This is a genomic window from Alteraurantiacibacter buctensis (genome assembly GCF_009827655.1).
Classification (GTDB): Bacteria; Pseudomonadota; Alphaproteobacteria; order Sphingomonadales; family Sphingomonadaceae; genus Alteraurantiacibacter; species Alteraurantiacibacter buctensis.
The window spans coordinates 446,802-471,286 of record NZ_WTYV01000001.1 but is presented as its reverse complement, the minus strand read 5'-3'; the positions used below and the strand labels follow the sequence as shown (position 1 = coordinate 471,286).

29 protein-coding genes and 1 tRNA gene are annotated in these 24,485 nt (G+C 65.4%); 21 read left to right on the top strand and 9 right to left on the bottom strand.

Translation table 11 applies throughout. The features are described 5' to 3' along the window. The first annotated feature begins 236 nt into the window (after positions 1-236). Positions 237-1,517 (top strand): MFS transporter, encoded by a 1,281-nt coding sequence (locus tag GRI99_RS02105; protein ID WP_160770343.1) that lies wholly within the window; start codon positions 237-239, stop codon positions 1,515-1,517. Beyond that, positions 1,517-1,897 (top strand): nuclear transport factor 2 family protein, encoded by a 381-nt coding sequence (locus GRI99_RS02100; protein WP_160770342.1) that lies wholly within the window; start codon positions 1,517-1,519, stop codon positions 1,895-1,897. The genes GRI99_RS02105 and GRI99_RS02100 overlap by 1 nt, the downstream gene beginning before the upstream one ends. A 1-nt stretch (position 1,898) precedes the next feature. Here GRI99_RS02100 and GRI99_RS02095 read toward each other — a convergent pair whose 3' ends face one another. Then, positions 1,899-3,233, bottom strand: coding sequence for an MFS transporter (locus GRI99_RS02095; protein ID WP_237438068.1), 1,335 nt, complete (start codon positions 3,231-3,233; stop codon positions 1,899-1,901). 87 nt (positions 3,234-3,320) lie between these two features. Here GRI99_RS02095 and GRI99_RS02090 point away from each other — a divergent pair, with 87 nt between their 5' ends. Genes GRI99_RS02090 through GRI99_RS02035 form a run of 12 tightly spaced genes read left to right on the top strand, consistent with a single transcriptional unit; the run spans position 3,321 to position 11,768 of the window. Then, a complete protein-coding gene (locus tag GRI99_RS02090; protein ID WP_160770340.1) occupies positions 3,321-4,130 on the top strand; it encodes a CmcJ/NvfI family oxidoreductase in 810 nt (269 codons plus the stop codon). Positions 4,131-4,187: 57 nt separating this feature from the next. Beyond that, positions 4,188-5,444, top strand: coding sequence for a serine hydrolase domain-containing protein (locus GRI99_RS02085; RefSeq protein ID WP_237438067.1), 1,257 nt, complete (start codon positions 4,188-4,190; stop codon positions 5,442-5,444). 11 nt (positions 5,445-5,455) lie between these two features. After that, the gene (locus GRI99_RS02080) at positions 5,456-5,902 is read left to right on the top strand and encodes a carboxymuconolactone decarboxylase family protein (RefSeq protein WP_369126899.1); all 447 of its coding nucleotides are present in this window, start codon (positions 5,456-5,458) and stop codon (positions 5,900-5,902) included. Further along, the gene (locus tag GRI99_RS02075; protein ID WP_160770338.1) at positions 5,899-6,375 is read left to right on the top strand and encodes a nuclear transport factor 2 family protein; all 477 of its coding nucleotides are present in this window, start codon (positions 5,899-5,901) and stop codon (positions 6,373-6,375) included. The genes GRI99_RS02080 and GRI99_RS02075 overlap by 4 nt, the downstream gene beginning before the upstream one ends. A 23-nt stretch (positions 6,376-6,398) precedes the next feature. Then, positions 6,399-6,812, top strand: coding sequence for a nuclear transport factor 2 family protein (locus GRI99_RS02070; protein WP_160770337.1), 414 nt, complete (start codon positions 6,399-6,401; stop codon positions 6,810-6,812). Then, positions 6,812-7,567 carry an SDR family NAD(P)-dependent oxidoreductase gene (locus GRI99_RS02065; protein ID WP_160770336.1) on the top strand — a complete coding sequence of 252 codons (756 nt, stop codon included), beginning with the start codon at positions 6,812-6,814 and terminating at the stop codon, positions 7,565-7,567. Before GRI99_RS02070 ends, GRI99_RS02065 begins: the two co-directional genes overlap by 1 nt. Positions 7,568-7,583: 16 nt before the next feature. Continuing rightward, positions 7,584-8,729: a serine hydrolase domain-containing protein gene (locus GRI99_RS02060; RefSeq protein WP_160770335.1), complete on the top strand. Its 1,146-nt coding sequence runs from the start codon at positions 7,584-7,586 to the stop codon at positions 8,727-8,729. Between the two features lie 9 nt (positions 8,730-8,738). Continuing rightward, the gene (locus GRI99_RS02055; RefSeq protein ID WP_160770334.1) at positions 8,739-10,307 is read left to right on the top strand and encodes a phytoene desaturase family protein; all 1,569 of its coding nucleotides are present in this window, start codon (positions 8,739-8,741) and stop codon (positions 10,305-10,307) included. Continuing rightward, on the top strand, positions 10,304-10,516 hold the full coding sequence (locus GRI99_RS02050) for a hypothetical protein (RefSeq protein ID WP_160770333.1): 213 nt from the start codon (positions 10,304-10,306) through the stop codon (positions 10,514-10,516). The genes GRI99_RS02055 and GRI99_RS02050 overlap by 4 nt, the downstream gene beginning before the upstream one ends. A 5-nt stretch (positions 10,517-10,521) precedes the next feature. After that, positions 10,522-11,310 carry an SDR family NAD(P)-dependent oxidoreductase gene (locus GRI99_RS02045; RefSeq protein WP_160770332.1) on the top strand — a complete coding sequence of 263 codons (789 nt, stop codon included), beginning with the start codon at positions 10,522-10,524 and terminating at the stop codon, positions 11,308-11,310. A 34-nt stretch (positions 11,311-11,344) separates the two neighbouring features. Next, positions 11,345-11,494 (top strand): hypothetical protein, encoded by a 150-nt coding sequence (locus GRI99_RS02040; RefSeq protein ID WP_160770331.1) that lies wholly within the window; start codon positions 11,345-11,347, stop codon positions 11,492-11,494. 10 nt (positions 11,495-11,504) lie between these two features. Next, positions 11,505-11,768: a DksA/TraR family C4-type zinc finger protein gene (locus GRI99_RS02035; protein WP_160770330.1), complete on the top strand. Its 264-nt coding sequence runs from the start codon at positions 11,505-11,507 to the stop codon at positions 11,766-11,768. Here the strand turns inward: GRI99_RS02035 and GRI99_RS02030 are convergent. After that, the gene (locus tag GRI99_RS02030; RefSeq protein ID WP_160770329.1) at positions 11,765-12,172 is read right to left on the bottom strand and encodes a hypothetical protein; all 408 of its coding nucleotides are present in this window, start codon (positions 12,170-12,172) and stop codon (positions 11,765-11,767) included. The genes GRI99_RS02035 and GRI99_RS02030 overlap by 4 nt on opposite strands. A gap of 89 nt (positions 12,173-12,261) precedes the next feature. Here GRI99_RS02030 and GRI99_RS02025 point away from each other — a divergent pair, with 89 nt between their 5' ends. Then, entirely contained in the window at positions 12,262-12,528 is a 267-nt protein-coding gene (locus GRI99_RS02025; RefSeq protein WP_202392891.1) for a hypothetical protein, read from the top strand. Here the strand turns inward: GRI99_RS02025 and GRI99_RS02020 are convergent. The 7 genes from GRI99_RS02020 to GRI99_RS01990 form a co-directional block, all read right to left on the bottom strand. After that, positions 12,525-13,415, bottom strand: coding sequence for an NAD(P)-dependent oxidoreductase (locus GRI99_RS02020; protein WP_160770328.1), 891 nt, complete (start codon positions 13,413-13,415; stop codon positions 12,525-12,527). The two genes, GRI99_RS02025 and GRI99_RS02020, sit on opposite strands and share 4 nt — an antisense overlap. Further along, positions 13,412-14,221, bottom strand: a complete 810-nt coding sequence (locus GRI99_RS02015; RefSeq protein WP_160770327.1) for an N-acyl homoserine lactonase family protein — start codon at positions 14,219-14,221, stop codon at positions 13,412-13,414. The genes GRI99_RS02020 and GRI99_RS02015 overlap by 4 nt, the downstream gene beginning before the upstream one ends. Beyond that, on the bottom strand, positions 14,218-15,399 hold the full coding sequence (locus tag GRI99_RS02010) for a cytochrome P450 (protein ID WP_160770326.1): 1,182 nt from the start codon (positions 15,397-15,399) through the stop codon (positions 14,218-14,220). Before GRI99_RS02010 ends, GRI99_RS02015 begins: the two co-directional genes overlap by 4 nt. Before the next feature lie 4 nt (positions 15,400-15,403). Further along, positions 15,404-16,297, bottom strand: a complete 894-nt coding sequence (locus tag GRI99_RS02005) for an MBL fold metallo-hydrolase (protein ID WP_160770325.1) — start codon at positions 16,295-16,297, stop codon at positions 15,404-15,406. Between the two features lie 11 nt (positions 16,298-16,308). Further along, positions 16,309-17,979: a GMC family oxidoreductase gene (locus tag GRI99_RS02000; RefSeq protein ID WP_160770324.1), complete on the bottom strand. Its 1,671-nt coding sequence runs from the start codon at positions 17,977-17,979 to the stop codon at positions 16,309-16,311. 82 nt (positions 17,980-18,061) lie between these two features. After that, entirely contained in the window at positions 18,062-18,643 is a 582-nt protein-coding gene (locus GRI99_RS01995; RefSeq protein WP_160770323.1) for a suppressor of fused domain protein, read from the bottom strand. A 3-nt stretch (positions 18,644-18,646) separates the two neighbouring features. Then, positions 18,647-19,429, bottom strand: a complete 783-nt coding sequence (locus GRI99_RS01990; protein WP_160770322.1) for a citryl-CoA lyase — start codon at positions 19,427-19,429, stop codon at positions 18,647-18,649. A gap of 51 nt (positions 19,430-19,480) precedes the next feature. Between GRI99_RS01990 and GRI99_RS01985 the strand changes: the two genes are divergently transcribed. The 6 genes from GRI99_RS01985 (at position 19,481) to GRI99_RS01960 (ending at position 24,478) form a co-directional block, all read left to right on the top strand. Further along, entirely contained in the window at positions 19,481-20,608 is a 1,128-nt protein-coding gene (locus GRI99_RS01985) for a CaiB/BaiF CoA transferase family protein (RefSeq protein ID WP_160770321.1), read from the top strand. Positions 20,609-20,691: 83 nt separating this feature from the next. Further along, positions 20,692-21,264 (top strand): VOC family protein, encoded by a 573-nt coding sequence (locus tag GRI99_RS01980; RefSeq protein WP_160770320.1) that lies wholly within the window; start codon positions 20,692-20,694, stop codon positions 21,262-21,264. An 86-nt stretch (positions 21,265-21,350) separates the two neighbouring features. Beyond that, the gene (locus GRI99_RS01975) at positions 21,351-22,385 is read left to right on the top strand and encodes a uroporphyrinogen decarboxylase family protein (RefSeq protein WP_160770319.1); all 1,035 of its coding nucleotides are present in this window, start codon (positions 21,351-21,353) and stop codon (positions 22,383-22,385) included. Continuing rightward, positions 22,382-23,503: a cobalamin-independent methionine synthase II family protein gene (locus GRI99_RS01970; protein ID WP_160770318.1), complete on the top strand. Its 1,122-nt coding sequence runs from the start codon at positions 22,382-22,384 to the stop codon at positions 23,501-23,503. Before GRI99_RS01975 ends, GRI99_RS01970 begins: the two co-directional genes overlap by 4 nt. Before the next feature lie 35 nt (positions 23,504-23,538). After that, positions 23,539-23,623 (top strand) — tRNA-Leu (locus tag GRI99_RS01965). A 204-nt stretch (positions 23,624-23,827) separates the two neighbouring features. Further along, positions 23,828-24,478: a PilZ domain-containing protein gene (locus tag GRI99_RS01960; RefSeq protein ID WP_160770317.1), complete on the top strand. Its 651-nt coding sequence runs from the start codon at positions 23,828-23,830 to the stop codon at positions 24,476-24,478. Positions 24,479-24,485 lie beyond the last annotated feature (7 nt).

Below are 24,485 nucleotides of genomic sequence, written 5' to 3'. Positions count from 1 at the left end.
GGCTACGCCCGGAAACGATGGGGGATAGAAATCGCGCGGGCAGAGCCTGCGCCAATCCTCTCCCTGCAAATATACTAACCCCTGTTACAATTGGAGCAAGAGTGCTGCGCTTTTCCGGTTTCAAAGCGGGGTCATTGTCGTAATCTGGCAACACAAAAAGCACCGCTTTCTTGCGTAAAATCTGCCCGTCGGGATAGTATGTTGCGCAATCAACACATGCAGGTGTGACGGGAGAGATGATGCAAGCCACTCAAAAGGCACACGAAGGCTGGTTGCCGCGCGGTTACGAGTTGAGCGTACTGCTCTTGCTGGGGCTAGCCTATGGCTTCGCCTACTTCGACCGCATGGCGATGACATTTCTGGGGCCGGCAGTGCAGGCGGATATGGGCCTGAGCAACGAACAGGTAGCCTGGCTAGGCTCCGGACTGTCGCTGACCTGGGCGCTGGGTGCCTATTTCGTCGGACGGTGGTCGGACCTGATCGGGCGGCGCAAGCCATTCCTGCTGGCGGCGCTGGTGATCTTCAGCTTCTGTTCGGTCATGTCCGGCCTGGCGTGGAGCTTCGGCTCCCTGCTGGCGGCCCGCGTGGTGATGGGCGCAGCGGAAGGGCCGTTCCTGCCGATTTGCCTGGCGATCATGGTCGCCGCCTCGGCCGAGAGCCGCAAGGGCCTGAACGCCGGGGTGGTGCAGAACGTGTTCGGCTCGATCATCGGCACGGCACTTGCCCCGCTGGTACTGGTGGCCATCGCCACGGCCTACGACTGGCGGCTGGCCTTCATGCTGGCGGGCGTGCCGGGGCTGATCCTGGCCGTGCTGATCTGGCGCTATGTAAAGGAGCCGGACCTGCCGCCGCCGCCGGTGGAAGTGCAGGCGAGCGGCTTCGGCGCTCGGGTGGGCCGCGAACTGCGCGAGGCCGGATCGCTGCTGACTACGCGCAACATCTGGCTGTCCGCGGTGGTCAGCATTTGTGCAGTGGGCAGCGTGGTGGTCGGATCGATTTTCATGCCCCTGTACATGGACGGTCCGCTGGGTATCGAGCCCGCCGTGTGGAGCCGGATCATGTCCGCCGTGGGCTTTGCCCCGGCAGTAGGTGCGGTAAGCGCGGGGCTGCTGTCCGAGCGGGTGGGCCGCAAGCCTGCGCTGGTGCTGTTCTGCCTATTGATGACGCTGGCACCTGCCGGGCTCTTGTGGCTGGATGGCGGGCCAGCCGTGCTGGCGGCCCTGCTGTTCGTCAGCTGGATGGGCCTGGGCAGTTTCCCGCTGTTCATGGGTGTGATCCCGGCCGAGACGCTGGGCCGCGCGCGGGCTGCCACGGCCATGGGCGCAGTGGTCGCCGTGGGCGAGATCTTCGGCGGTTTCGCCCTGCCGCCGATGACCGGGCGGCTGGCCGACAGCTATTCGCTCGATGTGACGCTCTATGTCCAGCTTGGCCTGGCCGCGCTGGCCGGGCTGGTTGCGCTGGGCGTTGCCGAGACCAACCAGCGCGTGCTGGCGCGCAGAAGCGGAGAACCTGGCTGATGACATTCGATCCCCGCGCCACGGCGCTGGCCTATCTCGAGGCGATCCGCCGCCTCGATCTGGAAGCGATGCGGGCGTTCTATGCGCCTGGCGCCCGGGTGTGGTTGCCGGGACAGGGGTGGCTGGACCCGGCAGGCCTGGCCGCGCTGCTGGAGGGTGCGCGGAGCTTGCTGGTCGACGGCATCTGCTTTGCGCACGAGGGCGCCTTCGCTTGCGGCAACCGCGCCGTGGTGCTGACCACCTGTGACAGCCCGTTGAGAAACGGCAGGTCCTACGTCAACCAGTTCTGCTTCGTGTTCACTTTCGACGAGTCCGGCAAGATCACCGAACTGCGCGAATATACCGATAGCGTGCCCGCCGTGGGGGCGTTCCACTCGTAGCCTAGCGTCCCGGCTCCACCCGCCGGGCGCGCGTGTAGTTCAGCGCCGCCAGGATCGCGGGCAGGCCCATCAGCAGGCATACGATGCCCACGCCAAGGTCGGTGTCGAGCAGCGCTCCGCCCACGATCGGCCCGAAGATCGATCCCACCCGGCCGGCCGTGGTGGCAAAACCCAAGCCCGTGGCGCGCAGGTGCGGGGGGAAGGCATAGGCAATCGTCAGCCAGTTGGCGACCGCCGAGCCGAACAGCGCTGCGCCCATCAGCGGAGCGATCACCCACAGCGCCTGCTGGTTGCCGGTGAACTGGCCAAACAGCGCGATCAGCACGGCCAGGCTGATCATGGTAATCCACATCATGCGCTTAACGCCCGCGCGCCCGCAAAGGTAACCACCCGCCAGGCCGCCAACGATTCCGCCGTAGGACACCCAGGCCGAATAGCGCGCGCCCGTCTCGTCCGACGCGGTAGCCTCGGCCACCAGCGGCGGTCCCCAGTTGATGATGAAGTACCAGGCAAACATGTTGAGCGCGTGGGCGATGAACAGCTTGAACAGCAGCTCGTTGCGGTGGACCGGCTGCATGATTTCGCCAAGCGCGGTGGATCCCTCGGAAGAATCTGCGGGGCGCTCCGGCAGGGCGGCGATTTCGGGCACCTGCATGCGCCGCAGCACCTTGTTGGTGGTTTCCAGCGCCCCCTTCGGCTGGCGGGTGAGCAGGAAGTCGAGGCTTTCGGGCAGCCACAGCAGGGCGATCGGCAGCAGGGTGGCTGAGAGCGCCGCGCCCACCCAGAAGATGCCGCGCCAACCATACGAATCGAGCACCGCCACCGCCACACCCGCACCGATGATTGTGCCGACCGGATAGGCGCTGGCGACAGAGGCCGTAGCGAATTCGCGCCAGCGCACGTTGGCATACTCCAGCGCCATGGTGCCTGCCGTGCTGGTCATCCCGCCGATGCCCACGCCGGTGATCAGGCGGCCAATGGCCATCGTCCAGAAGCCGCTGGACACGGCGGAAACGGCCATGCCCACGCTCATCAGCGTCAGGCAGATCAACATGGCCGGACGGCGGCCCCACTGGTCGGCCACGGGCGACACACCCAGCGCCCCCAGGGCCATGCCGACCAGGTTCATGGATAACAGCGTGCCCAGCACGGCATCGCTCATGCCCCATTCGCGCTTCAGCGCCGCGCCCGCCTGGGCCAGGGCCAGGATGTCATACCCGTCGATCATGTTGATGAGCACGCAGATGGCCACCACGCCATATTGTTGCAGGTTCATCGGCCGCCCGCGCAGCACGTCGCGCGGGTCTGTGCCCGCTTGTGGCAAGCCTTCGCTCATCCCGGTCTCTCCCATGCCGCTCGACGGCGGCTTGGACACCTTGCTATGGTGGATGGAAATAATCGTCAAAGGGTTTGGGAGAGCGCCGTGGACGAAGCCGATACGCTGTTACGGGATGTGACCGCGACCATGAAATATGTGGTGCGCGGCGAGAAGGCGACCTTCTACGCCGGCGATCGCGAGCGCAGCTACTGGCCGGGCGAGGAGCACCAGGTGGTGTTCCATGACCTGCGGCCCGAACTGGGCGAGCTGGAGCTCGAGAGCAACGGCTTTGTGGTGGTGGACGAGCCGAGCGGCATTGCCGACTATTCCGACAAGGCCCAGCTCGACGCCTATTGCCGCCAGACCGAGGATCTGGTGCAGCGGCTGACCGGTGCCTCCCGGGTAATCAGTTTCGGCCCGATCCTGCGGACCAGTGCCAGCGGCACCCATGGCCACAACCAGCCCGCGTTCGGCGCGCATGTGGACTATGGCGCGAAGACGGTGGCCGATTTCACCCGGAAAATCGTGGGTGGGGAAGAGGCGGAACGGCTGCTGGCCCGGCAACACATGCTGATCAACGTCTGGCGGCCGATCACCTCGGTTGAAAGCGCCCCGCTGGCGCTGTGCGATGCGCGCACCGTGCGCCGCGAAGACCTGTTCGACAGCGAGATCGTGGGCGGGCTGGGCGGGCTCGATTTCTCGCTGTGGGGCTTCAACCTGGCTTATCGGCCCGATCATCGCTGGTGCTGGGTGCCGCACATGCATCCCAGCGAAGCGCTGGTCTTCAAGCTGTTCGACAGCGATCCCGCTGCGGTGCAGTTCACCGCCCACTCCGCCTTCAACGATCCCACCGCTCCGCCGAATGCCGCGCCGCGCCAGAGCGTGGAACTGCGGACCATCGCCTTTCTGGATTGAGAGGCTTCCGCTGGGGTCGATCGTGGCCTAGCAGTAACGATCGTTAGAGTCGCAAGGATGCGGCCGGGTTGGGAGACCATTGCCTTGGGGCAGATCGATTATCATCACACCGTCGAAGCGCGTGGCGGAAGTTGCACGCTGCACGGCCTGTGCGACGAGAAGTTCGCGCCCGTGTTCGATGCCTTCGTCCACAACTTCACCCACGAGGAAGAATTGGGAGCCGCGTGCTCAGTAGTGGTCGACGGCGAGACCGTGGTCGACCTGTGGGGCGGCTGGGCCAATGCCGATCGCACCCGCGAATGGGACGCGCACAGCACGGTGTGCATGATGAGCGTGGCCAAGGGCGTGACCGGCATTGCCTTCAACATGTGCGTGGAGCGGGGACTGATCGATATCGACAGGCCGGTGGCTTACTACTGGCCTGAATTCGCCCAGAACGGAAAAGAGGATATCCTGGTGCGCTGGTGCCTGGACCACCGCGCCGCAATCCCTGTTCTTACCACGGACACCGTGTATCCCGGCGGGTTCTTCGATTACCCGGGCTATATCAGGGCGCTCGAGGTGCAGGAGCCGCTGTGGCAGCCGGGCACCCGCGCTGCCTACCATGTGCACAACCAGGGCTTCCTTCTGGGCGAGATCATGCGCCGGGTAACGGGGATGACCGTTGGTCCCTTCCTGCGTGAACACGTCACCGGGCGGCTCCACGCCGAATATGCGATCGGCGGGATGAGCGCGGCCGAGCAGGAGCACGTGGCCGAAGTGCTGCCCAACACCGGTGCACGGCTGTTCGCGGCGAAAGATACCGCCATGCCTGCAAAGCCCACCACGCCCGAAGGGTGGCAGGATGGCGCGGTCCTGCGCAAGTTTGCTTTCCTGCAGAACCCCAACGAGCCGTGGCACACCACGATGAACAGCCCGGTTTGGCGCACGTGCGAGATCGCCAGCGGATCCGGCCACGGCAACGCCCGCGGCGTGGCGCGCATCTATGGCGCCACCGTGGGCGCTGTCGATGGCGTGCGGCTGCTGTCGCAAGGCGCGCTGGAGGCCATGATTACCGAACAGCACAACCAGGTCGAGCTGCTGCAGGACCGCCCCTATCACCAGGCGCTGGGTGTGCTGCTCAACACTCCGCAAGCGGTATGGATGGGCCCCAACATGCGCAGCTTCGGGCATCACGGCCTGGGCGGATCGATCGGCTTCGGCGATCCCGATGCGAAGCTGGGGTTCTCGTACTGTTGCAACCAGATGCACGCCGTGGGCGACAACGGCCCGCGCGCCCGCCGGCTGATCGATGCCACCTATTCCGTTCTGTAAGGACCCCTGCCATGACCGACAAGACACCCCCTGAAATGACCGGCGCGGAGATGTTCGACCGGGGCATGGCCATCCGCCGCAAGGTGCTGGGCGATGCCTATGTCGACAAGGCACTTTCGAAAAGCGGCCCGTTCAACGAGCCGCTGCAGGAACTGGTCACCACCTATTGCTGGGGCTGGAACTGGGGCCGCGAAGGGCTGCCCTTGCGCGATCGCAGCCTGATCAACCTGGCCATGATTGCGATCCTCAACCGCAGCCACGAACTGAAGATCCACATCCGTGGCGCGCTGAACAACGGCCTCAGCCGCGAGGAGATCCGCGAGGTCCTCCTCCAGGTGGGCATCTACGGTGGCATCCCGGCGGCGGTCGACAGCTTCCGCCTGGCGAACGAGGCCTTTGCCGAGATTGACGCCGAAGCGGCCGCGGCCGACCCCGGTTTTGCGGAGAACGGCGAATGAAGGACAAGAAGCGCCTGCGCATCGAAGCGGAAGTGGCCAAGCTGCCGCTGCTGTTCGCGCACTATGCCGACAACGGCGATCACGAGAGCCTGGCTGACCTGTTTACCGAGGATTGCCAGCTTTCCCGTCCGTTCCAGCCCGATCACACCTATCACGGGCGCGACCGGGTGCAGGCGATCTTCCGCGACCGGGCGCCGATCCTGGTGCGCCACATCGTCACCAACGTGCTGGTGGAGGTGATCTCCGAAACCGAGGCGCGCGGCACCAATTACCTGACCATGCTGTCCAGCTATGCAGGCGTGGAGCCGCCGCAGCCGTCAGGCGCGATCTATGTCGGCGGGTTCGAGGACCACTACGTCAAGAGCGAGGGCAAGTGGCGCTTCATGAGCCGCCATGGCCGGGTGGTGCTGCATTCGGGCGGACCCATGCCCGACATTCCCCCGCCGTCGGACGAGGCGCGCGGGCTGAAATAGAACGATCCACGGGAGAGGACGAAATGACCGTCAAGGCGGCAAACGCAGACGAACAACTGGTGCTGGATTTCTTCGAGGTGCTGTCGAGCGGCGACTTGGAGAAGCTGCGCACCTTCTACCACGACGAAAGCGTGTGGGAGCCCAAGGTAAAGGACATCGCTGGCGCCGGCCGCCACGTTGGCATGGACATCATCGACAAGTTCCTCGCCCCGGTGCGCGGCATGTTCAATCCCGGCGATCCCAAGGTCCACGTGCACACCATGTTCAGCCGTGACGGGTGGGTCTGCGTGGAGAGCAATTCGACAGGCGGTCTGCCCGACGGTAAGGTCTACGATAACGACTATTGCTGGGTGTTCGAGATCTCGAACGGCAAGATCGACAAGATGCGCGAGTACATGGACAGCCATTACACCGCCAAGCTCTTCGGGATGGACTGATGGCTGGCAGGTTCGATGGTCATCCGATCCTGATCTCCGGCGCAGGGCGGGGCCTTGGTGAGGGCATTGCCCGGCGACTGGCGGCGGAGGGCGCAATCGTGGGTGTGGCCGACATCAACGGGGCCAGCGCCCTGGCCGTGGCGGAAAGCATCCTGGCGGAAGGCGGGCAGGCCTTCAGCTATGGCGCGGACTGCGGCAGCCGCGATGCCTTTTTCCAGCTGGCCGAGGACTTCGCCGCTGACGCCGGGCCATTGCGCGCGGTCATCAACAACGCCAGCGTACTCGTCTACGAACCGATCGAGGACGTAACTGAGGCGACGCTGGACCGGATGCTGTCCGCCGGCCTCAAGAGCGTGTTCTGGGGCGTGCAGGCCTTCCTGGCCCATCGCGACCAGAACCAGACCGGCAACATCCTCAACTACTCCAGCCCCGTCGCCTATCGCGGGCGGCCCAACACCGGGGCCTACACCACGATCAAGGCGGGCATTGCGGGCCTGACCAAGGTGCTGGCGGGCGAGCTTGGCCCGCGCGGCATCCGCGTCAATGCCATCGCGCCGGGTTCTGTGCCCACGCCCGCCACCGAAGGGTTCGTAACGGCCGAGCAGTACGAGCAGCGGGCGAAGGGCATCCCGCTGCGCCGCAACGGCACCCCGCAGGACGTGGCCAGTGCGGCGGCCTTCCTGCTGAGCGACGAGGCATCATTCATCAACGGGGCCATGCTGGCCGTGGACGGCGGTATCATCGCCGCTGGTTAGAGGGAACACGAGGATCATGGGAGCAGTGTGGCAGGAGCGGCTCGACCACCTGAAGGCGGTGATCGAGGCCGACATCGCGAAGAACGAGTATTACGGCGTGGTCCTGAAAGTGGGCCGCGGCGGTGTGCTGGTGTTCGATGAGGCGATCGGCAGCGCCTATGCCAATGGCGAGCGACCGCTCAACAAGGATGACGTGTTCAGCCTGTTCAGCGTCACCAAGGCCTTCACCAACGTGCTGATCATGAAGGCGATCGAGGAAGGCCGCTTCCAACTCACCACCAAGGTGCGCGATGTCCTGCCTGAATTCACCGGCAAGCCGCGCGAGGATGCCACCTTCTTCCACCTGATCACCCACCAGGCCGGGATGCCCGGTGTGTGGACGCCCAAGCCCGGCATGTTCCTCGACCGGCTGCAGGAACTGTTCGACGAGAGCATTGCCCACGTCCACGGCACCAGCCAGCCAGGGGAGAAGAGTGACTATTCCCCGCTCGTCAATCACGTGCTGATGGGCATGGCGCTGGTTCGCACCGATCCCAAGGGCCGCAGTTATCAGACCCTGCTGCATGAGGACCTGTTTGCGCCCTTGAAGATGGACAGCACCAGCATGGGCCTGCGCGCCGATCTCGGCGGACGCCACGTGCGCCCCGACATGCGCGGCACGGTGCCGATCAAGCACCTCAGTCGCAACATCGAAGGCGATCATGCCCTGTTCGAGGACCCTCAGGTGGAGGCCCCCCACGTGGGCTGTGCCAGCACCTGCGGTGACCTGTGGCGCTTTGCCGAAATGCTCCGGCGCGAGGGCGAGCTGGACGGCGCGCGGATCCTGTCCCCCCGCATGGTGCGGCTGGCGCGCAAGGTCCACACGGGTGACAAGCCCAATGAGTTGTACAAGGGCGTGGCCCTGCGTGCGGGCTGGGTGGTGCCGCCGGCCAACCAGGGCCTTGGCTTCCAGGTGCGCGGGACGGGCGTATTCCAGCACCTGTTCGGCCAGCTTTCCAGCCCCGAGACGTTCGGCAACTATGGCGCGGGATCGACCATGTTCTGGGTAGACCCCGAGGCTGATGTCAGTTTCTCGTTTCTCAGCGCCGGGGTGATGACCCAGGCCGCCAATATCGAGCGGTGTGGCAAGCTGTCCGACATCGCCCTTTCCGCCTGTCTCTAGAGGATCATCATGGCAGACGCAGATATCATCGTCATCGGATCGGGCCATAACGGCCTGGTCGCCGCCGCCTACCTTGCCTGTGCGGGGAAGCGGGTCCTCGTGCTGGAACGCAACCAGTGGCACGGTGGCGGGGTGGTCAGCCGCGAGCTGACGCTGCCCGGCTTCACGCATGACCAGCATTCGATGAGTCACATCTTTATCCAGGGCAATCCGCTGCTGCTGAACGACGACCTGGGGCTGAAATCGAAGTACGGCTTGCGTTACGTGTTCCCCGATGTGCCGATGATGAGCGTGTGGGAGGATGGCGAGACCCTGCCCTTGCACCGCGATCCGGCCAAGAGCGCCGAGGCCATCGCCCGCTTCAGCCAGAAAGACGCCGCGACCTTCCTCAAGATGAGCGAGCAGGCCGCGCAATGGTTGCCGATGATCCAGTCCGGACTCTACTCGCCGCCGATGCCGCTTGGCGCACAGACCGCCATGATGGACCAGAGCGCCGAAGGCCGCGAGATCATGCGCACCATGGGCATGAGCACCTTCGACCTGATGGAAGAGTTGTTCGAGCACGACAAGGTGAAGGCCCACTTCGGCCGCGTGGCGGGCGAGAACCTCGTCAGCCCGGACGAGAAGGCCACGGGCATCGGCGCCTATGTGTTCCTGGGCTTCCTCGAGAAATTCGGCTTCGGTGTCCCGGTGGGCGGCTCGGGCAGCCTCACCGCCGCGCTGATCGCCTGCATCGAGGACCACGGCGGCACGATACGCGCCGGGGCCGAGGTGCGCGAGGTGTTCACCGATGGCAGCAAGGCGGCAGGCGTGGTGCTGGACAATGGCGAGCGGCTGACCTGCGCCGATGGCGTGATCGGCGCGCTGCATCCGCATGTGCTGCCCGATGTGGTGCCCAGCCTGCCCCCGCAGGTGGCCCGCAACGCGAAACGCACGCACATCACCCCGGCGGCCTGCTTCACCGTCCACGCGGCGCTGAACGGTCCGCTGAAGTTCAAGACGAGGCGCCACGATGGGGAGCCGCTGTCCGCGGTGATGTACGAGCTGATGCCCGACAGCTACGAGGACATGCGCCGCGCTTTCGACGAGCTGCGCTATGGCCAGATGAGCCCCACCCCGCTGGTGGGCGTGGGCCAGCTGACCCAGCACGATCCCAGCCGCTGCCCCGAAGGCAAGGCGATTTTCCACGCCTGGGACTATGTGCCCTATGAGCGCCCGGACGGGCGGCCGTGGGACGCGGCAAAGGGCGAGTTTGCGGAAGCGATTATCGCCCGCATGGGCCACTACATCGACGATCTGGAGGTGCTGGCCTACCACGCCGACAGCCCGGTGGACATGGAGCGGACCAGCCCCAGCTTCTTCCGGGGCGACCTGCACGGGATTGCCACCACCACCTACCAGTCCGGCAGCCATCGGCCCACGCCGGAACTGGGCCAGTACCGCGTGCCGGGCGTTGACCGGCTGTATCTGGTCGGCCCGTTCCAGCACCCGGGCGGAGGCGTATTCGGCGCAGGGCGTGCGACCGCGATGGTGATGGCCGAGGACCTGGGCATCGATTTCGACGAGATTCGGGCATGAAAATCCGCGCCGCCGACAAGAGCGAGCTGATGCAGGTCAGCAAGATTGAACGCAAGGGCAACGACCTGGTGCTGAAGGGCAAGGTCTACGGCACCATGCCCATGACCGCCACGTTGACGCCGGAGGAGGCGAAGAACTTCCTCAAGCTCCTCACCCCGGGCCTGGCTTGGTTCATCCTCACCCTCCCCTTCCGCAAGTCGAAAGGCTGATCCCCATGACCGAACGCCACCACGGAAAGAGCCACATCGTCAGCGGAGCGGCAGGCGCCATTGGCTTTGCCACATGCGAAATCCTCTGCCGCGAGGGCGCCGAAGTGCTGATGGTCGATATCGCGCAGGACCGGCTGGACAAATGCGTGGAGGAGCTTGCCGCGCGCGGCCACAAGGTGGTTGGCCATGTGGCCGATTGCGCCGATCCGGCGGCGGTAGAAGGCTATGCCCGCGCGGCAATGGATGCGTTCGGCAAGATCGACGGGTTTTTCAACAACGCCGGGATCGAAGGAACCCTGGCCCCCACGCACGAATACCCGATCGAGGAATTCGACAGGGTGCTGACGGTCAACCTGCGGGGCATGTTCCTGGGCCTGCGCTTCGTGCTGCCGCACATGGTGGCCGCCGGGCGCGGAGCGGTGGTCAACACGGCCTCGATCGGCTCCGAACGCGGGCTGGCAGGGGCCTGCGCCTACAACGCCGCCAAGCACGGCGCAGTGGGCCTGACCCGCACGGCGGCCAGCGAGGTCGCGCAAAAGGGCGTGCGGGTGAACTGCGTGATGCCCGGCGTGATCGAGACCCCGCTGCTGGTGGGCATGCTGGAACAGATGTTCGATTCTGTGCAGGAAGGCATGGACAAGCTTGGCCAGGTCGCCACCCTCAACCGTGTGGGCCAGCCGCGCGAAGTGGGCGACGTGGTCTCGTTCCTGCTGAGTGACGAGGCAAGTTACGTCAACGGTGCCAAGTGGGAGATCGACGGCGGCGCGCTGGCGACAATCCGCAATGATATCTGACGGGAACCTCTCCCGCCTGCTGCGTTGGGAGGGGATGACCGAAGAAGAACTGCGCCACTTCGCCGCCCGCAACGGCCTCACCGCCAACCAGGCGCGGCGGGTGATTGAGGAGCATGGCGCGGACCAGGGCGCCTGGGGCGAGGCGGCGAGAAACCTGATCCACTTCCTCAAGTCCCCCAGCTAGGGAGTGTTCGATGGCCGGCGGATGGACCCGCGATGGCGCGGTGCAGGACCAGATCGACGACACGGTGAAGGATGCCGTGTCCGCCGCGCGTGCCCGGCTGGAAGCCGGCGACGGGGCAGAATTCTGTGACGAATGCGGTGAGCCGATCCCTGCCGCGCGGCGCAAGGCCCTGCCATCGGCCCGGACCTGCGTTGCCTGCCAGCAACAGCGGGACAGGCAGCGGGTGGCTGCCGGAATAAACCGGCGGGGCAGCAAGGACAGCCAGTTGCGCTAGAGCGGGTTGTTGAGTTGCGGCACCAGGAAGTTGACCAGATAACTGCGCGGCCCGCCCACAATCGAGCAGACAACCGCAGACAGTTGCCCCTGTCTCATCTGAAGCCGGCAGAACCCGCGCGCCTCATCGATGGGCTCGATACCACGCCGCGCCACTTCCGCCACCCGCAGGCCATCGCCCTCCCACTCGCCTCGAAACGCAATCGCGGGCGTGAAGCCGCGTGCAGCGAAGGCAATGCCGTCAGCGGTGAACACGGCCTCGCCACACTGCACCAGCATTGCCTCTTCGGCCTGCTCGACCAGAGCGGGAGGATAGGTGCAGCGCCCCTCTACGCGCTGGGCAGCCGCGCCATCTAGCGGCGGGGCGAACTGCACCAGAAGCATGGTGGCAAAGGTCAGGCTCATGACGTTTCTCCTGCGATGTCCTGGCTTAACACAGGCGGAACCAATTGGCCGGCGAGACCGTTCCCCGTTCAAAGCAAAGGAGAATCGACATGTTTGGCAAGATCCTGGGTGCCGCTGCCGGTGCGGAAGCCTCGAAGTTCACCAGCGCCTTTGGCGGAACGACCGGTGCCGTGATGGGGGCATTGGCCGCGCCGCTGGTGCGCCGCCTGTCACTGCCCGCAATCGTGGTGCTGGGCGCGGGCGGCTATCTGGCCAAGCGCTATTACGACAAGCGGCAGGCTGAGGGCAGCAGCGCCGCGAGCAAGGCAGAGCGAAAAACTACGCGTCGGCGGGCCGAAGCTGCCGCCGCAGCCTAAACGGCGCGCTCCGGATCCAGCCCGGCTGCTTCCTCGGCGATCTTGGCGATGGCCGTGAAGTCCGCCTGCGGGCCCTCGCGTTCCAGCGTGCGGACCAGATAGTCTTCGACGATACCCCCCAGCGGCAGCGGCACCCCCGCTGCCGCTGCCTCGTCCAGCAGCAGGCGGGTGTCTTTCAGGCTCAGTGCGGCAGCAAAGCCGAAATCGAAGCTGCGGGGGAGCACCGAGCGCGGCCATTTGTCGCGGGTGGCCGAATTGATTCCGGTTGACTGGTTGAGCACCGCAATCATCTTGGCCGGGTCCAACCCCTGCTTGATGCCGAAGGCCATGCCTTCCGCAGTCACGGCAATGGCCACGGCACCCAGCAGGTTGTTGACCAGCTTCATCGTCTGCCCGGCACCTGGTGCCTCGCCCATGTGCGTGGGCTTGCCGATCAGCTTCAGCAGCGGCTCCAGCGTTTCGGTGTAGATCACCTGCGGACCGCCGACCATGATCGAGATCGTCGCCTCCACCGCGCCCTTGATGCCGCCTGAAACCGGCGCATCGAAACAGGCCACATCGGGCAAGGCCGCCGCCAGTTCCGCCGCCAGTTGCGGGCCGCTGGTGGAAAGGTCGCACAACACGCGGGGGTGGCCGCGCGAGCAGACGCCATCGGCCCCCAGTACCGCCTCGCGCACGATGGCCGGCGTAGGCAGGCTGGTGAAGACCACATCGCACCGCTCGCCCAGCACGGCGGTCGATCCGGCCGCCTCCGCCCCCTGGGCGACCAGCGCGGCGACCGCGTCGGCCGATACGTCATGCACCAGCAGCTTGTGGCCGGCCTTGAGCAGGTTGGCCGCCATCGGCGCACCCATGCGGCCTAGTCCGAGAAATCCGATCGTCGTCATAGCACCTCCGCAATGGGCCGGTGGGGTGCCAGGTCCACCCGGGCAATGTCGTTTTCTGTCGGAAAGCAGGCCAGCACCAGCGGATCGTGGCCGGGGATCACGTGGTCCAGGCTGCCATCGACCAGCCGCAGAACCTTGTCCTGCGCTGCCACATAGGCATCGATGTCCACGAAGATCGGGAAGGGAATGGAACGGGTGATGTTGGCGTAAAGATGGGCCACGTCACTCGCCAGCACCACGTCGCCCCGCGCCGTCTCGCACACCACCACCATCATCCCGGCGGTATGGCCGGAAGCCTGATAGAGCCGGATGCCGGGGGCGAACTCCTCGTCCCCGTCGTGGAACACCACGTGATCGGCATAGAGGCGGCGGACAAGCTGGGCCACCGGCTCGCCATCGAACGGGGCGCGGGTGGTGTCGGAGCACACGTGGCGGCCCGTGGCAAAAGCCATCTCCGCATCCTGCACGTGGAAGCGGGCATTGGGAAAGGTGCTGATCGACCCGGCATGATCGTAATGCAGGTGGGTGAGGATCACGTGCTCCACCGACAGGTGATCGATCCCCGCATCGCGCAGCCCCTGCGCCACTGGTCGGGTGATCGTGCGGCCACGCGCCACGGCGGCCTGTTCGCCAAAGCCGGTATCCACGATCACCGGCGGGTGACCTTCGCGATGGATCGCCCACACATAGTAATCGAGCGGCATGGGCAGGTCGTGATCGTCCACCGCATCGACGAAGTTGGCCGCTGCCGACCGTTCGTGCCGGGCATAGCGGATGGCGTCGATGCGGGTGACGGGTGCGGTCATTGCGAGAAGGTCAAACGCACCGGCTGGCTGATGGGTCCGTGGCCGACCGTGGTCATCCACGGCTGATACTCGCCGGCGATTTCGAACGCGGCCACTTCGCGCACCAGCGCACCCAGGAAGGCCTGGGCCTCGGTCTGCGCCAGCGTGCGGCCCACGCAGCCGTGAACGCCATAGCCCCAGCCCAGCGAGTGCTTGTTGTCACGCGTAATGTCGTACTTCTCCGGATCGGACCAGTAGCGCGGATCGCGGTTGGCGGCGGCGAACATCAGCCCGCAGCGGGTGCCGGCGGGGACCAGGTAACCATCGATCTCCACGTCCCGCGTGGCGATGCGGCCGGCCATGCGGCTGGGCGAATCCCACCGCAGGCTTTCATCAAAAGCGTTGCGCAGCAGCTTAGGGTCGGCACGAAGCTTTTCGTACTGCTCGGGGAACAAGGCCCAGGCGCGGATGGCATTGGCCATGGTGAGATAGGTGGTATCGGCCCCTGCGGAGAGGATCGTCTGCAACAGCAGCTTGGCCTCGTCCATCGTCACCTGGCCACGATCGGCCGCCTGGAAGATTGTCTCACCGATGCCTTCGGGATCCAGCGCGGAACGGTCGCAGGCCGTGCCCAGCCATTCGATCACAGCGGAGAAATCGGCCTGCATCGCTTCGTCGAACAGCTCGCCCGGCGGGCCCATCGTGGCCCAGACCATCTGTGAAAAGCCGTGCATGTGGTGGCGGCCTTCCTTGGGCAGGCCCAGCACATCGGGCAGCACGCGGAAGATGAAGGCCTGGGTGATCTCGCCCACGGCATCGACCACTTCGCCCTCCCGCTCGCGCAGTTCGGCGACGAACTCCTCGGCTGCCTGCTGGAACACCAGCTTGGTGCGCTCCAGCGCGCGGGGGGACAGAGCATCCTGCACCACCTTGCGCACCTGGGTGTGGCGGGGCGGATCGTCGGTGAGGAGGATTTCCGGGCGGGGGCTGTTGGGATCGTGCCACGGGCGGCTGGCGCTGGAGAAGGTCTGCCAGTCGAGCAACCCGGCGGTCACGTCCTTGTGCCGCGCGATCATCACCGTGCCATCGTGCAGCCGCACGGCGGGGGCGAATTCGCGCACCTCATCATCCACCGCGCGGGCATTTCTCACCGCGTCGGGGGTGAAGATGTCATAGGGGAACAGGACCACTTCTTTCATGGCGCTAGATCCCCAGCCCGTGAAACCACGTTTCCCCGTCCGGCCCGGTCTCGATGTGCCCCGCGGTGGGATCGAACCAGTGCGCGCCGATTACCAGCACGCCGCTGTCGCGGTACTTATCGACAAAGCCGATGCGGCTGGCGCGCCCGGCATCCTTGTCCATGTCGAAAGTCGCATCGCGGTGCGGCACGGCGCACTGCATGGGATGGTGCATCAGGTCGCCGGTAATCACGGCGCGACTGCCGGCGCTTTCGATGCACACGTGGACGTGGCCGGGGGTGTGTCCGTGGCTGGGTTCAGTGGTGATACCCGGCGCAATTTCGTGATGCGCGTCGATGAAATCGGCCATGCCCAGCGCCACGATGGGATCGACGCATTCGACCAGGTGGGTATCCGAATGCACGCCATCGTGCCGGATTACCGTCTGCCAGGCCTCGTATTCCTTGGCCCCGAACAGGTAGCGCGCGTTGGGGAAGGTCGGCCTGTACTCGCCGCTGTCCGGATCCCTGTAGGTGTTCCAGCCCACGTGGTCGAAGTGCAGGTGGGTGCACATCACCGTGTCGATATCCTCGCGTTCCAGGCCCAGCGAAGCGAGGTCTTCCAGGAAGCCTTCGGGCAGGTTGCAGAACACGTCGAAATCGCGCTGGCGACCGGCGCCGATGCAGCTGTCAACCACGATGTTCCTGCCCGGCGCCTGCACCACGAAGCCCTGGAAGTTCAGCCGCTGCTGGCCATCGGGCGTGGCATAGTGCGGGTGCAGCCACTTCATCGCGATCACCTCTTCGGGTGTCGCGTCGGGGATGGTCATGTTGATGTTGTCGACGAAGTCATACAGCTCGACGATGCGGGTGACGGTCACGTCGCCCACCTGCCAGCTCATCATGGTGTCGCGGGCCATCTGTCTCTCCCTCAGGCGGCTTTGGTCGTTTTGGGCTTATAGCGGGCCACGCTCTCGGGCGGCAGCTCTGCGGCGGGCAGGGGTGCCTTGCCCAGGATGAAATCGGCGCAGCGTTCGCCGATCATCACGCAGGGGGCATTGGTGTTGCCACCGATGACGCTAGGCATCACCGAGGCATCGGCCACCCGCAGCCCGGCAATGCCGCGCACGCGCAATTGGGGGTCCACCACGGCCAGCGGGTCCTTGGCATCGCCCATCTTCGCCGTGCCCACCGGGTGATGCACGGTATAGCCGGTCTCGCGGATATAGGCGTCCCACTCGGCATCGCTGTCGCACTGCGGGCCGGGCGCGGCCTCTGTGGCCTTGTAGCGGGCGAAGCTGGGTGCGGCGAAAGCGGCGCGGGCGATCTTCAGCGCGCGGATCAGGGGGAGGATGTCCTCCGGCTCCTTGAGCAGGTTGGGGTCGATCAGCGGCGCTGCCGTGGGCTCGGCGCTGGCAAGCCGCACCGTCCCCCTGCTCTTGGGATAGAGCGCCACCGGGCTGATGCCGAAGCCGTGGCCGATGGGGAACGGCACCTTGGGGTTGGTCAGCCGCTTGGCCGGCTGGAACACGAACTGCACGTCCGGCTTGGCCAGCGAAGGATCGGTGCGCAGGAAGGCCACGCTCTCGAACACGTTGCCCGCCAGCGGGCCCTTGCGGGTGGCGAGGTAGTAGAAGAACCAGAACACGTTGCGCGGCATGGCCCAGGGGCTGATGCCGTAACTGGTGATGTCATCGGTCTCCATGTGCATCGGGCTGGCGACATGGTCGTGATAGTTGCCCCCCACGCCGGGCAGGTCGGCCACCACCTCGATGCCATGCTCCTTCAGGTGCGCCGCGGGGCCGATGCCGCTCAGCATCAGGATCTGCGGGGTCTGCACTGTGCCGGCGCTCAGCACAATCTCGTGCCGGGCGCGGACCAGGCGGCCATCTGCCAGCTCCACCGCGACCGCGCGGCCGTTCTCGACAACGATCCGCGCCACCTGGGCATCGGTCTGCACGTGAATGTTGCCGCGCGCCATCGCGGGGCGCAGCATGTTCTTTGCTGTCGTCTCGCGCCGCCCATCGCGGATCAGGCCCTGGCGGCGGCCATAGCCTTCCGGGTCCGGCCCGTTGAAATCGGGGCAGGCCTTGAACTGGAGCGAGGCGAGCGCATCCATGAAATCGTAATTAAGCTGGTTCGGCCCCTCCACCATCTTGGCGTTGATGGGGCCCGACTTGCCGTGGAACACGCTCTCCGGATAGTCCTCGTTATGCTCGGTCCGGGTGAAATAGGGCAGCACTTCGGCATAGGACCAGCCCTTGCAGCCCGCGTCGACCCAGTCGTCGTAATCGGTCGGGTGGCCGCGGAAATAGACCATGCCGTTGATCGCGCCAGAGCCGCCCAGCACCTTGCCGCGCGGCACACCGATCCTGCGGCCCGCCATGCCGGCCTGCGGCACGGTTTCGAACCGCCAGTTGGTCTCCTTGCGGCCAATGGCGGCAGCGACGAAGCTGGGCAAGTGGATGAACGGATGGCTGTCATGCCCGCCCGCCTCAAGCACGCAGACGGTTTTCGAGGAATCCTCACCCAGCCGCGCCGCCACACAGGCCCCGGCCGAGCCTGCGCCGATAACGATGTAGTCGAATTCACCAGCGGTCATTGTTGACTCTCTCCCGCTTCCGTTTGTGCGAGGGGGCGGGAGGCTTGGCAAGGGGGATTGTATCGGGCGTTAGGGTTGGGGGCTAAATGACTGAAGGACGGGACAGATCAAAAACATCTATCTGATGCTTGAGAAACTCGGCTTCCAGATTTTCGAACCCCGATGTCTTGCAATACCGCATTTCGCTATCTGAGATCGGTACCGCCATTAGCCAATGAACGGTTAGCGCATCCAAACTCAAGGCTGTTTCGAAACCCTCCCACAAAAACGGAGAGGTGAGGACGATGTGGCGCATTGTATCCGAGAGGCCGTACTGTGAGATCACGTCGGGAACGATGCTTTCGATTGGCAGAGAAGTGCCATTCTTCATACATTCGATGGCACAACTTGAGATTACGCGATCAAACCCCTCCGTGATGGTTGAGCACGCGCCAAGCAGTTCCACGGACAGCGAACTGCCATGAAAATCGAACGGGTAAAGGGCCAATCCAACGGTGCCAAAGGAAGTCACTCCAGCGACAGGGCAATCGCGACCTGAAACAAGGAAAAGGTCAACGTCCCCGCTATCGTCAGCGTATCGATGCACCGATGTGTCGGAACCGAATTTGGAGCGAATGTAGCGCCCAATTGCGCGCTCCTTGTCACCGGGCGGACGGCCGCTCATCGTTCACTCCCCATCATACCCAATCGCCTGCGCCGCAGCCCCGCTCAATACGAACCCGATGGGCCGCTCGGCCTCCTCGGTCAGGTGGCCGATCAGGCCCGCTGTCCGGCACAGCAGGCCGATGCCTTTCAGCGCCGCCACCGGCCAACCGAGGTCGAGCATGATCGCGGGGATCGGGCCGTTGACGTTGACCGGGAGCGACCGGCCCACCGTTTCCGGGAGCGCGGCCTGCAGGGCGCGCATCATGGCCACGTGTTCGCCGCTCACGCCGCGTTCGTCGGCCAGCTTCAACAGCAAGTTGGCGCGCGGGTCCCCTTCGGAGTGTTGCGGGTGGCCGAAGCCGGGCACGGCCTTGGTGGTCTGCCGCAGCTCGGTGATCTGGCGCACGGCCACGGTGTGGAGGTCATCGCCCGTTGCCCGCTGGTCGGCCACGCACTTGGCGTAGAACCGTCCGGCCACCTCTGCGCTGCCCAGCACCACGCTGCCGCAGCCCAGCAGTCCCGCCGCCACCGCGCCCTGCACCGCCTCCGGCGCGGCGGCCAGCGTCATCCGCGCGGCGACCACGCTGGGGACCAGGCCATGCTCTGCCAGCGCGCACAGCACGGCGTTCAAAAAGAAGCTCTGCTGCTCGTTCGGCTGCTGGCCGGTGACCAGGAACCAGAAGTAGCTGGAGAAATCGAACTTGCCGATGATGTCCCCGCACAAGTCCAGCCCGCGCACGGTGATGCTGTCGGCATCGCTGGTGCAAATCGCTGAAAAAGGCTGGTCCTGCTTGCCGATGCGCATTGCTCTCTCCGGATTGAAACTTTAGCCAGTGCTTCGATCAGGGAGAGACAAATGGCAAGACCACTGGCAGGCATTCGCGTGCTCGACATGGGCACCTTCATCACCGGCCCGGCCTGCGGCATGCTGCTGGCGGACCTTGGGGCCGAGGTGATCAAGGTGGAGATGCCCGAGACGGGCGACCCGTTCCGCGCCTTCAAGGGCGATCTCTATTCGCCGCATTTCCAGACCTATAACCGCAACAAGAAGAGTATTACGCTCAACACCAAGGCCAACCCCGAGGACCTGGCCGCACTGGACGAGCTGGTGCGCGGGGCTGACGTGTTCATCGAAAACTTCCGCCCCGGCGTGGCGGAGCGGCTGGGCGTGGATGCAGAGCGGTTGCAGGCGATCAACCCGCGGCTGGTCTATGCCACCATCACCGGCTTTGGCAGCGATGGCCCCTGGAAGGACCGCCCGGCCTTCGACACCGTATCGCAGGCTTGCACCGGCTTCCTGCGCCTGCTGGTCAACCCCGCCAACCCGCGTGTGGTCGGCCCCGCCATCGGCGATGCGGTGACCGGGTTCTATACCGCTTATGGCGTGCTGGCCGCGTTGTACGAGCGGGAGAAGACCGGGCGCGGGCGCAAGGTAGAGACCAGCATGTTCGAGGCGATGAGCCACTTCAACCTCGACGATTTCACCCATTACCTCAGCGTAGAGGAGGTCATGGGCCCGTGGAGCCGCCCGCACGTGTCGCAAAGCTACGTGTTCCAGTGCGCGGACGGCGGCTGGATTGCGCTGCATATGTCCTCACCTCCCAAGTTCTGGGAGAACCTCGCCACCGCCGTGGGCCAGCCCGACATGCTCCAGCGGCCCGAGTTCGAAAGCCGCCCGGCGCGGATCGCCAATTACGAGAAGGTGGTGGATTTCCTGGCCCCCATTTTTGCCACGCAGCCGCGCGCCCATTGGGAAGAGACGCTGACCCGGCTGGAGGTGCCGCACAGCGCGGTCTATACCAGCAAGGAAGTGGTCGAGGGGGATCTGGCCGCGCATCACCAGCTGGTGGTGGAAGGCGAAGGGCCGCGCGGGACCTTCCGCACCATCCGCAGCCCGATCCGCTTCGATGGCGAGGTGCAGGACAGTGTTACACCGCCGCCCGAGCTTGGCGCGGACAATGCGGAAATTCTCGGGCGCAAGTGAATTGCGCCAGCCCGCCGATTTGATAGGCTGCGAACAATAACGGTCGTTGGAATCGGCCGCACGTAAGTTTGAGGGAGAGAACGATGGGCAACCTGCCAAGCCGCCTGCACCACACGGCCTATGTCACCAAGGACCTTGAGGCCACCCGCGCCTTTTATGAGGACATCATCGGCCTGCCGCTGGTGGCCACCTGGTGCGAGAGCGACGAGCTGTTTGGCAAGGTGCGCACTTATTGCCATTGCTTCTTCGGCATTGCCGATGGCGGCGCGCTGGCCTTCTTCCAGTTCGCCGATCCGGAAGACCAGGCGCTGTTCGGCCCGGATATTCCCGCCAGCCCCTTCATCCACCTGGCGCTGAACGTCGACAAGCAGACGCAGGACGAGATTGCCGCGCGGATCGAGGCGGCGGGGCTGGAAGCCACCTATGTGCTGGAGCACGGCTATTGCCGCTCGCTCTATGTGGTCGATCCCAATGGCATGACCGTGGAATTCACCCATGACGATCCGCGCGCGCCCGCCGGCGAGGCCGCGCGCCGCGCCAAGGCCCATGCGGAGCTGAAGCGCTGGCTGGCGGGTGATCACACAAGCAACAACGATTTCCGGTCAGACGCGGTGGAAGCTGCCGGTGGCGGTACCGGCGGGGAGCTGGTGCGCTAAAGGCGCCGTCACAGCCTGATTGACCTGGCTGCCGCGCCCGAAACGGGCGGGCGGCGGGTGCAATAGATACAAGAAGCGGAGAGACCATGACCCTGCCCCTGCTGCCGACCTCACTGGTCGGTTCCTATGCCCAGCCCGAATGGCTGATCGACCGCCAGGCTCTGGCCGGCCGCTTCCCGCCGCGCACCCGGATGAAGGAACTGTGGCGGATTCCGGAAGGCGAACTGCTGGAAGAGGCGTGGGACGATGCCACCATCTATGCCATCCACGAGCAGGAGCGGGCAGGCCTGGACATCATCACCGATGGCGAGATGCGGCGCGAAAGCTATTCCAACCGGTTTGCCACGGCGCTGAACGGGGTGGACATGGACAACCACGGCACCGCGCTCGACCGGTCGGGCGAACCGGTGCCGGTGCCGCGGGTGATCGGTCCGATCAGCCGCCGCCATGCCGTGCAGGTGCGCGATGTGGAGTTCATGAAGCAGCACACCGCCAAGGCGATCAAGATCACCGTGCCCGGGCCCTTCACCATGAGCCAGCAGGCGCAGGACGACTATTACGGTGACCCTGAAGCGCTGGCGCTCGCCTATGCCGATGCCGTGCGTGACGAGGTAAATGACCTGTTCGCCGCCGGGGCCGATGTGGTCCAGCTTGACGAACCTTACATGCAGGCGCGGCCAGACAAGGCACGGGCCTATGGCCTGAAGGCGCTCAACCGCGCGTTGGAAGGCGTCACCGGCACCACCGCGCTGCACATCTGCTTCGGCTATGCCCACCTGATCCACGAGCGGCCCGAAGGGTATTCCTTCCTGCCCGAACTGGCGGCCAGCCACGTTTGCCAGATCAGCATCGAGACCGCGCAGAGCAACCTCGATACCGCGGTGCTGGAGCAACTGCCGGGTAAGACCATCATCCTGGGCGTGCTGGACCTTTCCACCCACGCGGTGGAAGAGCCGGAGACGGTCGCTGCCCGCATCCGCCGCGCCCTGCCGCACATCGATGCGAAGAAGGTCATCGTAGCCCCGGACTGCGGCCTGAAGTACCTCCCGCGCGAGGTGGCCTTCGGCAAGATGAAGGCCATGGTGGACGGCGCGGCCATCGTGCGGGCCGAGCTGTCTTGACCGGCTTCAAGACCACCCACACCGGCAGCCTGCCGCGTCCGGAGTACCTGCTTGACCTGATGTTCGCCCGCGAGGGCGGCGACGAGGTCGACCAGGCGGCGCTGGACGAAGCGATCGACCGCGCCACTGCCGCAGTTATCGCCGAGCAAGTGAAGGCCGGCATCACCGTGGTGGGCGATGGCGAGATGTCCAAGCCCAGCTATGCCACCTATATCAAGCACCGCCTCTCGGGCTTTGGCGGCGAGGCCGGGCAGTACGAATTCCAGGACCTGGAAGAGTTTCCCGGTGCCAAGGCCCAGGTATTCGGCAACAAGGGCCGCGCCAAACGCTCCGCCCCCGCCTGCACCGCGCCGATTACCGTCATCGACATGGAAGCTCCGCGGCAGGATGCGGAACGGCTGAACCGGCTGGCTGCAGGTCAGGAGACCTTCATGTCAGCCGCCAGCCCCGGCGTGACCGCTCTGTTCTTTCCCAACCAGTATTACGCCACTGACGAGGAATACGTCTTCGCCCTGGCCGAAGGACTGCGTCACGAATACGAGACGATCGCCGCCGCCGGGATCACCCTGCAGGTTGACTGCCCGGACCTGGCGATGGGCCGCCACGTGCAGTTCACCCACCTGTCACTCGAAGATTTCCGCAAGCGCATCGGCATGAATGTGGCAGCGCTCAACCATGCGCTCCGCAACATTCCGGCGGAACAGTGCCGGATGCACCTGTGCTGGGGCAACTACCCCGGCCCGCACCATTGCGACGTGCCGCTGGGCGACATTGCCGATATCGTGTGGAGTGCAAAGCCGCAGGCGGTTCTACTGGAGGGGGCCAACCCGCGCCACAACCACGAGTTCGCCTGGTTCGAGGAGAATTCCCTGCCGGAAGGGAAGATCCTCTGCCCAGGCATGATCGAACCCCAGTCGAGCTATATCGAGCACCCGGAGCTGATCGCGCAGCGCATCGGCCGCTACGCCGACCTGCTGGGCCGCGAACGGGTGATGGCGGGGGTGGACTGCGGCTTCTCGGTCCATGCCGGCAGCAATAACCTGGACCCGGCGGTTGTGTGGGCCAAGCTGGCCGCCCTGGCTCAGGGGGCCGAGATAGCCAGCAAGCGCTACTGGTAAGCGTGGCCCAATCCCGCTAGCTGGCGGGAACACATGCGAGCGTGGCGGAATGGTAGACGCCGGGGACTTAAAATCCCCTGTCCTTTGGACGTGCGGGTTCGAGTCCCGCCGCTCGCACCAGCTCGACCGGCCGGACCGGTCCGGGGGATCGGTCGGGACCCAAGCCGCGCCTCTCACACCCCTGCAGAATTGCGATGAATTGAGCGATCAACGTTCACGCGCGTTATGAATTCGGCAACGCTTGGGGTGATAAATATTCGGCGGGATCAGTGATAATCTTCGCGTGGCAGCCGGGGGCTGCACGCGGCCAAGATTGGAGACAATATGGCCGAAGCCTGGCGCCTTGATAATTCTGGCAAATTTCCGGCGTCGGACGCCGAAGCCCCGGGGCGCGACCTGCGCCAGGCGCCGCGCTATACCCTGCTGATGCGGGCCGCCAAGCTGGTCAGCCGCGATGGCGAGTTCCTCTGTATAGTGCGGGATGCCTCGGAAAGCGGGGTCAACATCCGGTTGTTCCATGCCCTGCCGCAGAACGAATACCTGCAACTTGAATTCCCCAACGGCGATCGCCACCGGCTGGAGTTGGTGTGGCAGCAGGATGACCGCGCGGGCCTGAAATTCGTCGAAGGCGCCGATATCGGGCGGCTGCTGGAAGGACCCAGCCGCTACACCAAGCGGCCGATCCGCGTGAACCTCGACATGCGGGTGAAGCTGTCTGCCGGCGGCCTGGTGGCCGACGGGCGGCTGATCGACCTCTCGCAACAGGGAGCCAAGGTGCTGTGCGGCGAACGCTTCGCTATCGACCAGCGGGTGAAGCTGGCCGGGCCGAGCGCTGCGATGGGCCTGCCCGAGGTCAACGCCAAGGTCCGCTGGCGGCGCGAAAACGCCTATGGCCTGGTGTTCGAGGATACCTTCCAGTTCGGAGACCTGGCGCACATCGTCGCCAAGATCCAGCAGCCCGACCTGTTCCGCTGATCGCGCG